Raw genomic sequence first — 15,104 nt, 5'->3', positions numbered from 1 at the left:
CAGGATCAGATCCTGTCGACCTCGGCGAAGGGGGCGCCGTCGGCCAGCTCGGCGTAGCCCGGACCGCGGTCGAAGAACGCGTCGTCGTCGCGGCTCCACGAGGCGCGGCCCGCGCGCTCCGCCCCGGTGGCCGCGGCGTCGAAGCCGAGGTCGCCGCCGTCACGAGAACCGGTGAGCACGACGCCGTAGTCGCGCAGCGCGGCCTCGGCCGACACCTTGCCCCAGACCACGTCGCGCACGACGAGCTCGGGGTCGCGGGCGAGCGGGTCGCCCCAGCCGCCGCCACCCGTCGTACGGATCCGCACGACCTGGCCGGCACGGATCACCTCGGCGTCGGCGAGGGCGTCGACCTCGCGCTCCTCGGGGCCACCCGGGTCGATGACGACCTGGAAGGGCGCACCGGCCTTGCCGCCGCGCACGCCCCAGCAGGCCAGGATCGAGCGGTCGGCGATGGACATGAAGTGCGCGTCCTTGAGCATCCGGATCTGCTTCTCGTAGCCCAGGCCCCCACGGAACTCCCCCGCACCGCCGGAGTCGACCGCGAGGCCGAGGCGCTCGACGATGAACGGGAATCGCGACTCGGTGAACTCGGTCGGCAGGTTGCGGGAGTCGGGCACCACGTGGATGGTGTCCTCGCCGTCGGCGTAGTAGCGACCGCCGGAGCCGCCGCCGAGCACCTCGCGCATGAGGTAGTCGTTGCCCTCGAGGTCCTTGCCGTAGACGCCGGTGTAGCGGATCGTCTCCTGGTCGGCCGGCATCTTGCCGTCCACCGCCTTGGCCACGACGCCGGCGAGCACGCCGAGCAGACGCAGGATCACGAAGGTGCGGGCGTTGGTCGGGCCGGGGTGGATGGGGGTGAGCAGCGTGCCCTTCTCGGGGAAGCGCATCTCGATCAGCGGCACGATGCCCTCGTTGACGTCGAGCTCGGCCATCCGCTCGGGGGTGTCGGCGAGGTTGCGCAGGATCGGCGCGAGCCACTTCTTGAGGAAGTTGCCGCCGACGTAGTCGCCGCAGTGGTTGATCGGGCCCTTGGCCTGCGCGCTGGTGCCGGTGAAGTCGATGATCAGCCGCGGTCCGGCGGGCCGGCCGTTCTCGAGGTCGGCCGGGGCGTCGCTGACCTTGGTCAGGGTGATCCGCTGCGTGTGCAGCTGCGGCTCGTCGACGCCGTCGTGCTCGGCGTAGTCCTCCCAGACGTAGGTGCCGTCGGGGATCTTGGACAGGATCTCGCGGCGGTAGGTCTCGGTGGTCGCGTCGAGGATCGCGTCGAAGGACGTCTCGATCGCCTCGCGGCCGTAGCGCTCGAACAGCTCGCTGAGGCGGCGGGCGCCCATCAGGCAGGCCGAGCACTCGGCGTCGAGGTCGGCGGCCAGGCTGTCGGGCATGCGCGAGTTGCGCGTCATGATCCGCAGCGCGGCCTTGTTGGGCACGCCTGCGTCCCACAGCTTGATCGGCGGGACCGCGAGGCCCTCCTCGTAGACGCTCGTCGCACCGCTCGGCATCGAGCCGGGGCACGCACCGCCGATGTCGTCGTGGTGGCCGAAGGCCTGCACGAACGCGACGACCTCGCCCTCGTGGAAGACCGGCACGGTGACGCACAGGTCGGGCAGGTGGCCGATGCCGCCCTCGGACTCGTAGACGTCGTTGTGGAAGAACACGTCGCCCTCGCGCATCTCCTCCAGCGGGAAGTCGCGCACGATCGGGTGCACGAGCGCGCTGTAGGACCTGCCGGTGAGCTTGCGCAGCTGGCGGTCGTGGATGCCGGCGCGGAAGTCGTGGGCGTCGCGGATCATCGGCGAGCGGCTGGTGCGACCGATGGCGGTCTCGACCTCCATCTCGACGCTGGCCAGGGTGCCCTGGACGATCTCGACGAGGATCGGGTCCACGCTCGAGCCCTCGGGCGTGAGGCGCCCGCCGTGGGCGTACGCCGTGGGCAGGCCGGCCGGGTTGACCGGCTTCGCGGTGACGTAGGCCGGGTCCACGGGGCGGGTGCTGACGTCGGTGCTCATCGGCCCGACTCCTTCCGGATCACGAGGTTGGCCCAGTCGTCGACCACGACCTCGAAGCCGGGGTGGACGGGGATGGTGGAGCCGAACTCCTCCACGATGGCGGGGCCGGTGAAGGCGTCGCCGGCGCCGAGGTCGGTGCGCCAGATGACCGGGGTGTCGACGTAGCCCTGCTCGGGGTCGAAGCACACCGGGCGTCGTCCGCGCACCGCGCGGTCCTCGACGGTGCCGTCGGCCTTGTCGAGGGTCGGGATCTCCGGACGCGTGATCGGCCCGATGCCGGTGACGCGCAGGTTGACCCACTCGACCTGCTGGGTGGCGTCGCCGCGGAAGTCGTAGCCGTAGAGCTGGCGGTGCTCGGCGTGGAAGGTGTCGGCCACCTGGGCGACGTACGCGTCGTCGATCACGCCCTCGGGTGCAGCGACACGCACCTCGTAGGCCTGGCCGACGTAGCGCACGTCGATGGTGCGGAGGAACTGGTGCTGGTCCTCGGTGAAGCCCTCCTTCGCGAGCGCCTCGCGGGCCCGGTCGGTGAGGGTGTCGAGGACCGTCTGGACGGCCGCGTGGTCGAGCGCGGACTCCTTGGCGACGTGGGTCTGGACGTAGTCGTTCTTCACGTCGACGGTCAGTAGGCCGAATGCGCTCACGTTGCCCGGGTTGGGCGGCACCACGACGCCCGCGAGGTCGAGGATGTCGACGAGGCGGCAGGCCAGCAGCGAGCCGGAGCCGCCGAAGGTCGTGAGCATGAAGTCGCGCACGTCGAGGCCGCGCTTGACGCTCACCTGGCGCAGGGCGTTGGCCTGGTTCCAGGCGGAGATCTCAAGGATGCCGGTGGCGCAACGCTCGAAGTCGAGGCCGAGGCGGTCGGCGAGGTCGGCGATGCCGGCGCGCGCGGCGTCGACGTCCAGCGGGATCTCGCCACCGAGCAGGTGGGGAGGGATCCGGCCGAGGGTGACGTGGGCGTCGGTGATGGTCGGGCTGGTGCCGCCCTTGGCGTAGCAGAGCGGGCCGGGGTCGGCGCCGGCCGAGTGGGGGCCGACCTTGAGCGTGCCCTCGGGCGAGAGCCAGGCGATGGAGCCGCCGCCCGCGCCGACGGTGACGACGTCGATCATCGGGATCTTGCTCGGGTAGGCACCCACCGTGCCCTCGGTGGTCAGGGTCGGCTCGCCGTCGAGGACGACCGAGACGTCGGTGGAGGTGCCACCGCCGTCGCAGGTGAGGATCCGCGGGAAGCCGGCGACCTTGGCGATGAGCGCGGCGCCGAGGGCGCCGGCGGCCGGGCCGGACAGCACGGTCGTGATCGGCTGGTGGACGACCTCGTCGGCCGAGAGCACGCCGCCGTTGGACTTCATGACGTAGAACGGGATCTCGTTGCCGGTGAAGCCGACCAGACGCTCGGAGATGTTGGTGACGTAGCGGCTGACGTTGGGCTTCACGGCCGCGTCGACCAGCGTGGTCATCGCGCGCTCGTACTCGCGGTACTCGCGCAGCACCTCGCTGGAGATCGACACGACCGCCTCGGGGTGCTCACGGCGCAGGATCTCGCGCATGCGCAGCTCGTGCTCGTCGTTGGCGTACGCGTGGAGCAGGCAGACACCGAGGGTGGTGATCCCCTGGTCGCGGAACCACCGGGCCGCGGCGACCGCGGACTCCTCGTCGAAGGGACGCACCTCGGCGCCGGTGAAGTCGAGGCGGCCACCGATCGTGCGGACCCGGTCGGCCGGCACGATGCGGTCGGGCTTGACCCAGAAGTAGGAGTTGCCGTAGCCGTCGGGCACCGACTGGCGCGCGATCTCCAGCATGAACTCGTAGCCCTCGGTGGTGATGAAGCCGAGCGCCTCCACCTTGCCCTCGAGGAGCTTGTTGGTCGCCACGGTCGTGCCGTGCGACACCGCCGCGATGTCGGCACCCTCGGCACCCACGATCCCGAGGATCTTCTCGATGCCGGCGATGAAGCCGTCCGCCGGGTTGCCGGGGGTGCTCGGGGTCTTGGTCGTGACCAGCTCGCCCGAGTCCTCGTCGAAGGCGACCACGTCGGTGAACGTGCCACCGGTGTCGATGCCGATCCTGATCCGCCGTTTGCTCATGGGAGGATTCAACCGAGGTGGACGTGGCGAGGGCCACGGCAAGGATTGCTCACGAACGAGCGATTCATCGGCAATCTCTGCACCGCTAGCCGGAGGCCGGCACGCGGGGACCCGCCCGCACGACCCGCCACCGGGCGACCGCCGGCGTGGTCTCACGCACGCCCGCCGCGCTGGTCGCACGCACGCGGATCACGTGGCGACCGACCGACAGCCGGCGCACGGTCCGGGGCGAGGCGCACGGCCCGGAGGTAGGGGTCTCCGTCGGGGTCGGGGTCGGGGTGGGGGTCTCCGTCGGAGTGGGGGTCGGCGTCGGGGTGGGCGTCGTCGTCGCGGGGACCGGCACGTCCGCGACCCGCACCGCCCAGAGCTCCCGGCCGGACGCGCTGTCGTCGAGGACGAGCACCACCCGGTCACCGAGGAGCACGGCCTCGCCCGCACGGCTTCCCGCCGCCCCGGCAGCGACGTCCGCGAGGCGCTGGGCCGCGCCCGACGGGGCGAGGACCCACGGCTCGTCCCCCTCGCCGGCGGTCGTCGCGCGCAGCAGCATCCGGTCGCCGAGGTCGACGAGCGGGCGCGGGTTGCTGTCGGCGGGGCCGGGAGCGAGGTCGGCGACCTGCCGGGTCCCCGCGGCCGTCCCGTCGCTCGTCCACGGCTCGCGACCGGCGACGAGGGTCCGCGCGCTGAGGAACCATCCCGCACCCCAGGCGCGGATGTCCGCCGGGGCGCCCGAGGCGGTCACGAAGCCGATGGGGGTCTGCTGCGAGCCGTCGTCGAGGTCCTTGACGAGGGTGGCTTCCTGCCGGGAGAGCTCGAGGCCGCGACTGCCGACGCTGGAGGCGAGCAGCGCCTCCGGACCCCGCGGCGCGGGGTCGCCCATGTGGAGGTCGGTGTGCTCGGGCCACTGGCGCGCGGTGGTGCCCGAGGTCGTGCCGTCCGTGCGGACCAGCCGCTGGTCGATGCGGTACCAGCTGTGTCCGTCGCCAGCCTCGGTCACGCCACCGTGCACGAGCAGCTCCGAAGCACCAGCCGACAGGTCGGCGGGCACGAGCCGCTGCGTGCCGACCTTCGTGCCGTCTGAGCCGAAGAGGGAGACGAAGGTCTGTCCGTCGGGGGCGTCGCTGTCGCGGGCCAGCCAGGTGACGCGGTCGCCGGCCGCAGCGATCCAGCGCACGTGCGAGCTGTCGAACGGCAGTCCGTAGCCTGCGGTGGTGGTGTCGACCGCGAGGCGGGTCCCGGCCTGGTCGCTGGTCCAGAGCTCGCGGCCGGCCGCAGTGCTCGCAGAGAAGAAGAGCCGCGATCCGACGGAGGTCAGCTCCTGCGGCCGCGAGCTCGCGGCTCCGGGCACGATGTCCGACTCGAGCCGCGTGCCCGCCGTCGTGCCGTCGGTGGACCACAGCTCGCGTCCGGCCACGCCGTCGTCGGCGGTGAACCAGACCCGGCCCCCGGCCACCTCCAGCTCCTGCGGCGTCGACGACGCCTGCCCGGGGCGTACGTCGTCGAGCAGGCGCGTGCCACCGGCGGTCCCGTCGCTCACCCAGAGCTCGCGCCCGGCCTGCTCCGTGCGGGCGGTGTAGACGACCTGGTCGCCGAGCACGACGAGGTCGCGGGGGTCGCTGCCGGTCGTGCCGGCCCAGGCGTCCGCGAGCCGGCTGAACGGACCGGGATCGCCTGCGGCGCCGGTCCGCGCGGCGGGCAGCAGCGCCTGCCGGGGCACGCCCTGACGGCGCGGCCCACCGGCGTACTGCCCCCAGTCGGCGGGTGCGGCACTGCCCGTGGGGTACTCGAAGGCGAAGATCCCGGGCGAGTAGCCGCCGAAGTTGTCGGGGTGGTGGCCGACCACGACGAGGTCCGAGCGACCGTTGCCGTCGAGGTCGGCGATCGCCGGCGTCCAGCCGGTGGAGGTGTCGAGACGGAGCGGGAAGCCCGGCAGCGCGGCGCCGGTGCGGTCCCACGCCCAGACGAAGTGGTAGCGCTTGCCGTCGGTGTCGTACGCCCATCCGGAGGCCACCACGTCCTGGCGGCCGTCGTTGTCGAGGTCGCCGATCACCGGCGACGTGTCGTGGACGACACCCGGCTCGAGCTCGCGGATCGGTCGCGGCCACCCGGGGAGCTCGGTCCCGTCGCCCTGGTAGGCGTGGACGAGGAGCGGAGAGCCCACCACGACCTCGAAGTCACCGTCCCCGTCGAGGTCGCCGAGCGCCGGGTGCTGAGTGCTGGTGAGCTGACCTGCGGGGCCCGTGACGTCCCAGCGCGCCACCCGGCTCCCGTCACCCCGGAGCACCTCGATCGACCCGCTGGCCTCGACGACCACCTCGGGCCGGCTGTCGCCGACCACGTCGGCCACGGAGAGGCGGTCGCGCGCGCTGAAGCCCTCCACGTGCACCGGCCAGCCCTCGACGGCCGTGCCGTCGGCGTGCCAGGCGCCGGCGTTGGCCTCGCCGCTGTAGGAGTGTCCCCCGCCCAGCACCTCCGGGCGGCCGTCCCCGTCGAGATCGGCGACCGTGGACTGTGCCTGGCGCTGGAACGCCCCGGGGCCGCGCAGCGGCCACCCACCGCCCCGGACGACGTCGCCCTGCGCGTCGAGCGTCCAGTAGTAGTGGTCGTCGCGGTTGAGCACGAGGTCGTCGGTGCCGTCGCCGTCGCGGTCCAGCGCCGCCGCCGGGTGGGATCCGCCGATGTAGTTCGACCGGGGTCAGCCGGGCAACGCGCGTCCCGCGCCGTCGCGGGCAGTGATCCGGTCGTGGACGTTGTTGCTCACCACCTCGAAGCCCGGCGTCGCGGGGTCGAGCTCGGCCATCGAGAGGTACTCGTGCGACCGCGTGCCGACGGGCCAGCCGGGGAGCACGCTGCCGTCCGGGTCAACTGCCGTCGTGGTGCCCCGCGCGATGCCGCTGGCGAGGATCTCGAGGTCCGGGTCGCCGTCGACGTCCCCGACGAGGACCCCGGAGGCGCAGCACTGGTAGCTGCCACCGGTGAACAGCACGTCGACCGGGAAGCCCGGCTTGAGGGCCGGGGCACCGACCTGTGCCTGCACCAGCCCGGCGCCCGCACCACGTCGTACGACGTCCCCGTCGGGCCGGGCAACTGCCAGCACCGTGCGCGTCCCTGGTCCGGCCGCGTCGCCGCGTTGCGGGTCGTGGCCGGCCGAGCCCGCTGCGGGCGCGAGCGTGGCGAGGAGCAGGACTGCTGCGGATGTGGCGGCTGCACGCACGGCTGGATCCCCCCGGAGTGGTGCGGGCAGCGTAGGACGGGCCGCGCCCGGACGTCATCACCCGCAGGAGGCTCCGTCCACCGCCGGGCAACCCGCGCGTGGAACGGAAAGAAGGGCCCTCGGCGGTATGAGCGCCAAGGGCCCTTCTCCTGATGCCCCGGCCGCCGAAGCGTCCTGGTCATCGGGTGACCGGTCGTGGTGATGTCCCGGTCGACCACTCCGTGCCGTCAGGTCCCAGCCACCGCATCACCCGGTGCCTGCGACGGGCCCCGGGCGAACCGGTGCTCGTCGTACGGACCCTCCTCCCGGAGCTGTCCCGCCTCCCCTTGCGGGGCTGCGTAGGGAGAGTTCTACGCCCCTGCGACCGGCCCCCACAAGGGCCGGAGGCGCCTATTTCCCACATACTTCGGGTTCCGGCGCGTCGTGCACAGCCAGGGCCGGGTCATCCCCAGCGAACGCACTCTCGTCCACACCCCTGTCCACAGGTCGTGGATCAGGAGAGGAGCTCCTCCACGGCCGCGGCGACCTCGAGGAGCTGCCGGTCGGCGCCGTGGCGCGCGACGAGCTGGACGCCCACGGGCAGGCCGTCGGGGGTGGTGCCGGCGGGCACCGAGATCGCGGGGCAGCCGGTGACGGTGATGAAGTAGGCCGACCGCATCCACGCGAGGTAGTCGGGCATCTCCTCGCCGTTGATCGCCTCGGGGAACTCCTGCTCCACCGGGAACGGCGGGACCTGCGAGGTCGGCAGCAGGAGCACGTCGTGCTCGCCGAAGAAGAGCCGCATCGTCTCCGACAGCGAGGTGCGCTGGGAGTAGGCCCGGGCGACGTCGGCACCGGTCAGCGACTCCCCCGCCCGGATGTTGGCCTCGAGGGACGGCTTGAACGACGTCGGGTGCTCGGCGAGGAGCGCGCCGAACTTGGCCTGGAAGTGCCAGGCCCGCAGGGTGCGGAAGGTGTCGTCGGCCAGCGCGAGGTCGGGGGCGGCGTCGGTGACGGCCGCGCCGGCGTCGGAGAGCCGCGTCGCGGTGGCGCGTACGACGTCCGCGACCGCGTGGTCCACCACGAGTGCGCCGCCGAGGTCCACGGAGCAGGCCACCCGCAGGCCGGCCAGTGAGGCGGGCCGCAGCTCGGACGCGAAGAGGGCGCCGGGGTCGCCGAGGGCGTGCGGGGCACGCGGGTCGGGGCCGGCGAGCACGGAGAGCAGCAGGGCGAGGTCGCCCACGTTGCGGGCCATCGGCCCGCCCACCGACGTGGTCTCCCACTGGTTGTAGAGCGGCCACTCGGGCACCCGTCCGAGCGAGGGCCGCATGCCCACGACGCCGCAGAACGACGCCGGGTTGCGCAGCGAGCCACCCATGTCCGAGCCGTCGGCCAGGGGCACCATGCCAGACGCCAGCGCGCACGCCGCTCCCCCGCTCGACCCGCCGGCGGAGCGGGTCGGGTCGACCGGGTTGCGGGTGACGCCGAAGACGGTGTTGAAGGTGTGGGACCCGGCAGCGAACTCCGGCACGTTGGTCTTGCCGACGAAGACCGCGCCCGCCGCGCGCACGCGCTCGACGTGCAGGACGTCGTGGTCGGCGACGGAGTCGGCGAAGATCGGCGAGCCGTAGGTCGTGCGCCAGCCCTTGAGCGCGTGGGTGTCCTTCACCGCGAAGGGCAGCCCGTGCAGCGGGCCGACGACCTCGCCGGAGGCCTGCGCCTGGTCGGCGACCGCCGCCCAGGCCCGCGCGCGCTCGGCGTCGAGGGAGACGATCGCGTTGAGCTCGGGGTTGCGCTCCTCGATGCGGTCGAGGTGCAGCTCGAGCAGCTCGGTGGCCGAGACCTCGCCGGAGCGTACGGCGGCCGCCTGCGCGCGGGCGGTGGAGTCGACCGTGAGGTCGGTCATCGACGGCGACCGAGCAGGCCGCCGACCACGGCGCCGAGCAGGACCAGACCTGCCCCGACGGCGACGCCGGTCAGGAAGTCCTGCTGGGAGCCGACCGGCGACGACGCCTTGGCCGGGGCGGTGAAGACCGCGCCGGCCGGCGCGGGCGCGCCGGGCTCGACGGTGGCACCCGCGGGGGCGGTGACGGCCGCAGCGACCGGCCCGCCCGCCAGCACGCCGTCGACGTTGCCGAAGAACTCCCCGGCCATGCGGCGCGAGACGCTGGTGAGCATGCGCTGCCCGACACCGCCGATCATCCCGCCGACGACCGCGTCGGCGTCGTACGAGATCCGCGTCGAGGAGCCCTCGGGGGTGAAGCGCACGTTGACCGTGGCACCGATCGTGCCCGGTGCCCCGGCGCCGTCGAGCTTCATCACCAGCGACTCGTGCTCCACGAGGTCGCGCAGCTCGCACGAGCCGGCGTAGGTGCCCTTGATCGAGGCGACGCCGGCGGTGACGGTCATCGCGTAGGCGTTCTCCCCCGTCGCCTCGAGCTTCTCGCAGCCCGGGATGGTGCGCACGAGCACCGCCGGGTCGAGCAGCGCGTCCCACGCCTGCTCCACAGGTGCGGCCAGGACGTTCTCTCCGGTGAACTTCACGGGGTCTCCTCAGGGTCGGCGTGCGTCAGGCGCAGCGCGTACAGCTCGGACGGCGAGATGGGCATCGCCGTGATGGGGAAGCCCTCGGCGTCCTCGATCGCCGCGGCGAACACGGCGGCGGACGGGATGACGCCGGCCTCGCCCGCGCCCTTGATGCCGAGCGGGTTGAGGGGCGAGGGGGTCTCGAGGTGGTCGATGTCGATGCTGGTCGGCACCTCGGAGGCGTAGGGCATCAGGAAGTCCATGAAGGACGCGTTGAGCAGCTGCCCGGACTCGTCGTAGGCCATCCGCTCGTAGAGCGCACCGCCCACGCCCTGCGCGACGCCGCCGTGGATCTGCCCCTCGACGATCATCGGGTTGATCAGGTGCCCGCAGTCGTGGACGACGGCGTACTTCAGGATCGTGATCTCGGCCGTGTCGGGATCGGTCTCCACGATCACGGCGTGCATGCCGTTGGCGAAGGTCGAGCGCGGCGGGGAGTAGAAGTCCTTGCCCTCCAGGCCTGGCTCGTCGTCCTCGGCCACCGGCGGCTTGCCCGGGTCGCCGACGCTGAACTGCGTGGCGGCCTTGGACGCCTCGTCGAAGGCGTAGCGCAGCGGGTTGGACAGGACCGCGACGGTGCCGAGGTCGATGCTGGTGTCGGTACCCCTGACGCTCACGACGCCGTCGACGATCTCGAGGTCCTCCTCGGCCGCCTCGAGCGCCTCGGCGGCGATCCGCAGCGCCTTCTCCTTCGCGCGCAGCGCGGCGAGGTGGATCGCGGAGCCGCTCATCACCGCGGCGCGCGAGGCGAAGGTGCCCACGGCGTAGGGCATCTTGCGGGTGTCGCCGGTGGTGATCTCGACGTCCTCGAAGCGCACCCCGAGGGTGTCGGCGACGATCTGCGCGAACGCGGTCTGGTGCCCCTGGCCCTGCGTGGTGAGGCCGGTGGCGACCTTGACCTTGCCGGACGTCTCGACGTGCACGTGGGCGCCCTCGTAGGGGCCGACGCCGGTGCCCTCGACGTAGCAGGCCAGACCGATGCCGACGCGACGCCCCTGGGCGGCCATCTCGGCGCGGAAGTCCTCGAACTCGTCCCAGCCGACCAGCGCCTTGAGCTTCTCCAGCGAGGCCGGGTAGTCGCCCGAGTCGTAGGTCAGCTCGCGGCCGTCCTGGAAGATCAGGCCGTGCTCGTAGGGGAACTCGTCGGGCTGGATGAAGTTGGTGCTGCGCACCTCGGTGCGGTCCTTGCCGAGGTAGGCCGCGATCGCGTCCATGGTCCGCTCCATCACGAAGCAGCCCTGCGGGCGACCGGCGCCGCGGTAGGGCGTGACGATGACGGTGTTGGTGTAGAGCGACTCGAAGACCACGCGGTAGTTGAGCGGCTTGTAGGGGCCGAGCAGCTGGGTCGAGGTGATGATCGGGACGATGAGGCCGTACGGCGTGTAGGCGCCGTGGTCGTGCCAGAACTCGACGTTGAGCCCGAGCACGCGCCCGTCGTCGTCGAAGCCGACCTCGACGTGGTGCTGCTGGGCGCGCTCGTGCGCGGAGGAGATGAAGTGCTCGCGGCGGTCCTCGGTGAACTTCACCGGCCGGCCGAGCGTCTTCGCCGCCAGCGGGACGAGGAGCTCCTCGGGCCACGGGTGCACGACCTTCACGCCGAAGCCACCGCCGACGTCAGGGGTGATGACGTCGACCTTGGCCAGGTCGAGGCCGAGCTTGGCGGCCACGCAGCCGCGTACGCCGGTGGAGGTCTGCGTCGACGACCAGACCGTCAGCCGGCTGGTGTCGGGGTCCCAGCGCGCGACGGTGCCGCGACCCTCCATCGGCGTGCAGGCGGACCGCTCGATGTCGAGGTCGAGCACCAGGGTGTGGGGCGCGTCGGCGATGGCCGCGCGGGCGTCGCCGTTCTCCTGCTCCATCCGGGCACCGACGTTGCCGGGCACGTCGTCGTGCACCAGCCGCTTCGCCGCGCGGGCGGCGTCGATGCCGACGACGGGCTCGAGGTGCTCGTAGGACACCCGGATCCGCGCGACCGCGTCCTCGGCGACGTAGCGGTCGACGGCGACCACGAAGGCGATCGCCTCGCCGACGTAGTTCACCTCGTCCTTCGCCAGGGCGTACTGGGTGCGCCCGTGGGTCAGCGTCGGGTGCGGGATGAGCAGCGGCAGCGGCTCCGCCATCGCGTCGGTGAGGTCGTCGTGGGTCCACACCGCCACGACGCCCTCGACGTCGAGCACGTCGGCGACGTCGATGTCGGTGATCCGCGCGTGGGCGTGCGGCGAGCGCAGCACCGCGGCGTGCAGCAGCCGGGGGTCGTCGTGGAGGAGGTCGTCGACGTAGCGGCCCTGGCCGCGCAGGAAGCGCTGGTCCTCGACGCGGGCGACCTTGGTGCCGAACAGCTTGGTGGTCATGCGCGCTCCTGCTTGATCTCGGCAGCGCGGAGCACCGACTTCACGATGTTCTGGTAGCCGGTGCAGCGGCACAGGTTGCCCGCGATCATCTCCCGCGCCTCGTCCTCGGTCGGGTCGGGGTTCTCCTCGAGCCCGGCCGTGATGGTGGTCAGGAAGCCGGGGGTGCAGAAGCCGCACTGCAGACCGTGGCAGTCGGAGAACGCCTGCTGCACCGGGCTGAGCCGGCCCTGCGGCGTCCCGTCGACCTCGGTCAGGCCCTCGACGGTGGTGATCTCGGCGTCGACCGCCGAGACCGCCAGCATCAGGCACGAGCGCATCGGCGCGCCGTCGACCAGCACGGTGCACGCGCCGCACACGCCGTGCTCGCAGCCGACGTGGGTGCCGGTGAGGCCGCAGTCGTGGCGCAGCGCGTCGGACAGCAGGCGGCGCGCGGGGACGCGTACCTCGTGGACGGAGCCGTTGACGTGCAGGCGGACGTCGTGGATCTGCTCGCTCATGCGTTCATCCTCTGCCGGGCGTGGTCGGTCGCGGCGGCCAGCACGCGGGGGGTCAGCACGCGCACCAGGTGCGCGCGGTAGTCGGCGGTGGCGTGGATGTCGTCGACCGGCTCGAGCTCGGCGAGGGCTGCGCCCGCGGGGTCGGCCAGCGAGTCGCTGACGTCGACGACGACGGGCACGTCGCTCACCGAGAGGTAACCGAGCCGGGCCCGGACGACCTCGTCGCCCTCGAGCTCGACGTGGGCGGCGACACCGACGAGGGCGTAGTCGCCGTGGCGGCGCGAGATCTCCTGGAAGGCCACGCCCGCACCGGGCGCGAGCGCCGGGAAGAACGCCTCGACGGCGATCTCGTCGTGGGCCAGCGTGGACTCCAGCGGGCCGGCGAAGAGCTCCGCGGCCGGGATCGTACGCCGACCGCGCACCGACGCGACGTCGACCGATCCCTCGAGCAGCCGCAGCACCATGGGCATCTCGGCCGCGGCGTCGGCGTGCACGATCGAGCCGACAGTGGTGCCGCGGTTGCGGATCGTGGGGTGGGCCACGTTGGCCAGCGCCATCGCGACGAGCGGCTGGGTGGTGGCCGCCTCGGGCGAGGCGAGCACGTGGGCGTGGCGGGCGAGGGCCCCGACCCGGACCCCGGCCTCGTCGCAGGTGACGTGGCCGAGGTCCGGCAGGGCGTTGATGTCGATGAGCATCGACGGTGCGGCCAGCCGCATGGACAGCAGCGGGACCAGGGACTGGCCGCCGGCCAGCACCTTCGCCCCCTGCTCCCCCGCGAGCGCCGCGAGGGCTTCCTCGAGGGTGGACGGACGCAGGTAGGCGAAGGGTGCAGGCTTCATCGGGGTGCGGTGCCTCCGGAGGCTGCGTCGTCGACGCCGCCGTCGTAGTCGGGGTGGCTGAGGTTGCGGGTCACGTTGCCGGCGCCGTCGCCGCCGCGGCCCTTGACCATGTGGAAGAACACGATGACCAGGATCGTGCCGAGGGCGATGCCGCCGAGCTCGAAGTCGTCACCGAACGTGAGGGTCACGCCGCCGATGCCGGCGATCAGGCCGGCGGAGAGGCCGACCATGTTGACGGGGTTGCCGAAGTCGATGTTGTTCTCGACCCAGATCTTGGCTCCCACCAGTCCGATCATTCCGTAGAGCACAACCGTGATGCCGCCCAGGACGCCTCCGGGGGTGGCGTTGACGACCGCGCCGAACTTCGGGCAGAGGCCCAGGAGGATGGCGACGGCTGCGGCGACGTAGTAGGCGGCGGAGGAGTAGACCCGCGTGGCGCCCATGACGCCGATGTTCTCGGCGTACGTCGTGGTGGGCGAGCCGCCGAATGCGCTGGCGAAGGCGGTGGCGATGCCGTCGGCGCCGATGGCGCGGCCCATGTAGGGGTCGAGGTCCTCGCCGGTCATCTCCGCGACGGCCTTGACGTGCCCGGTGTTCTCCGCGACCAGGGCGATGACGCCGGGCAGGACCAGCAGGATGGCGGTGAGCGAGAAGGACGGGCCGTGGACGACGGACACGCCGTCGGCGAGGGTGCCCGACGGGAGGCCGAACCAGGCGGCGTCACCGACGCCGCTGATCGCGAAGAGCCGGTCGTGCTCGGTCGCCTCGGTGGCGCCACCGAGGACGGACGTGATGGGCCCGAAGACGAGGTCGAAGATCCACGACAGCACGTAGCCGAAGACGAGCGCGAGGAAGACCGCGATGCGCGACCAGAAGCCCGGCAGCGCAACGGCTGCGAAGACCATGAACGCGGCCGTCAGCAGCGCGATCCACTGGTCCTGGGGCCAGTAGATGCCGGCCACGACGGGCGCGAGGTTGAAGCCGATGAGCATCACGACGGCGCCGGTGACGGCGGGCGGCAGGATCCGGTGGATCAGATCCGCCCCCGCGAAGTGCACCAGGACGCCGACCGCGGCGAGCACGAGGCCGCCGACGAGGATCGCGCCGGTGACGTAGGAGGAGTCGTTGCCCTCGTCGAGCGCGCGGATCGCAGCGACCGAGGCCACGAACGAGGCGCTCGTGCCGAGGTAGCTCGGCACCCGGTTCTGCACGATGAGCAGGAACAGGATCGTGCAGAGGCCCGAGAACATGATCGCGAGGTTGGCGTCGAGCCCCATGACGAGCGGGAAGACGAAGGTGGCGCCGAACATGGCGACCACGTGCTGGGCGCCCAGGCCGATCGTCTTGCCCCACGGCAGCCGCTGGTGCGGGAGCACCGTTTCGCCCGGTGCGGGATCGACCACGTCCCACTTGAACATCGACATGTGAGGCCTCCAGTTTTCGCAGGGGTGGATACCCGAGAAGCCTCAAACTAGTGCGCCACATCACACGGCCTCACTGGCGAGAACTGCCGAAGGAACGCCCGATGTGATGACAAGTTCTTGCGCGGTT

The 15,104-nt window shown here is 72.4% G+C and carries 10 protein-coding genes; all 10 read right to left on the bottom strand.

Translation table 11 applies throughout. From position 1 onward, the window contains the following. Positions 1-5: 5 nt before the first annotated feature. Positions 6-2,006 carry a hydantoinase B/oxoprolinase family protein gene (locus IRX98_RS08020; protein ID WP_224275650.1) on the bottom strand — a complete coding sequence of 667 codons (2,001 nt, stop codon included), beginning with the start codon at positions 2,004-2,006 and terminating at the stop codon, positions 6-8. After that, a complete protein-coding gene (locus IRX98_RS08015; protein WP_224275647.1) occupies positions 2,003-4,090 on the bottom strand; it encodes a hydantoinase/oxoprolinase family protein in 2,088 nt (695 codons plus the stop codon). Before IRX98_RS08015 ends, IRX98_RS08020 begins: the two co-directional genes overlap by 4 nt. 85 nt (positions 4,091-4,175) lie before the next feature. Then, positions 4,176-6,707 carry an ELWxxDGT repeat protein gene (locus IRX98_RS08010; RefSeq protein ID WP_224275644.1) on the bottom strand — a complete coding sequence of 844 codons (2,532 nt, stop codon included), beginning with the start codon at positions 6,705-6,707 and terminating at the stop codon, positions 4,176-4,178. Between the two features lie 75 nt (positions 6,708-6,782). Then, positions 6,783-7,301: a hypothetical protein gene (locus IRX98_RS08005; RefSeq protein ID WP_224275642.1), complete on the bottom strand. Its 519-nt coding sequence runs from the start codon at positions 7,299-7,301 to the stop codon at positions 6,783-6,785. A gap of 493 nt (positions 7,302-7,794) precedes the next feature. Beyond that, positions 7,795-9,186: an amidase gene (locus tag IRX98_RS08000; RefSeq protein WP_224275639.1), complete on the bottom strand. Its 1,392-nt coding sequence runs from the start codon at positions 9,184-9,186 to the stop codon at positions 7,795-7,797. Continuing rightward, the gene (locus tag IRX98_RS07995; RefSeq protein WP_224275636.1) at positions 9,183-9,824 is read right to left on the bottom strand and encodes an SRPBCC family protein; all 642 of its coding nucleotides are present in this window, start codon (positions 9,822-9,824) and stop codon (positions 9,183-9,185) included. The genes IRX98_RS08000 and IRX98_RS07995 overlap by 4 nt, the downstream gene beginning before the upstream one ends. Next, entirely contained in the window at positions 9,821-12,217 is a 2,397-nt protein-coding gene (gene cutA / locus IRX98_RS07990) for an aerobic carbon-monoxide dehydrogenase large subunit (RefSeq protein ID WP_224275634.1), read from the bottom strand. Before cutA ends, IRX98_RS07995 begins: the two co-directional genes overlap by 4 nt. Then, a complete protein-coding gene (locus IRX98_RS07985; protein ID WP_224275631.1) occupies positions 12,214-12,714 on the bottom strand; it encodes a (2Fe-2S)-binding protein in 501 nt (166 codons plus the stop codon). The genes cutA and IRX98_RS07985 overlap by 4 nt, the downstream gene beginning before the upstream one ends. Beyond that, positions 12,711-13,553, bottom strand: a complete 843-nt coding sequence (locus IRX98_RS07980; RefSeq protein WP_224275629.1) for an FAD binding domain-containing protein — start codon at positions 13,551-13,553, stop codon at positions 12,711-12,713. The genes IRX98_RS07985 and IRX98_RS07980 overlap by 4 nt, the downstream gene beginning before the upstream one ends. Beyond that, positions 13,550-14,977, bottom strand: coding sequence for a uracil-xanthine permease family protein (locus tag IRX98_RS07975; RefSeq protein WP_224275627.1), 1,428 nt, complete (start codon positions 14,975-14,977; stop codon positions 13,550-13,552). The genes IRX98_RS07980 and IRX98_RS07975 overlap by 4 nt, the downstream gene beginning before the upstream one ends. Positions 14,978-15,104 lie beyond the last annotated feature (127 nt).

Origin of the sequence: Nocardioides lacusdianchii (assembly GCF_020102855.1) — a bacterium.
GTDB classification, from domain to species: Bacteria; Actinomycetota; Actinomycetes; order Propionibacteriales; family Nocardioidaceae; genus Nocardioides; species Nocardioides lacusdianchii.
This window is presented reverse-complemented; position numbering and strand designations above follow the sequence as displayed.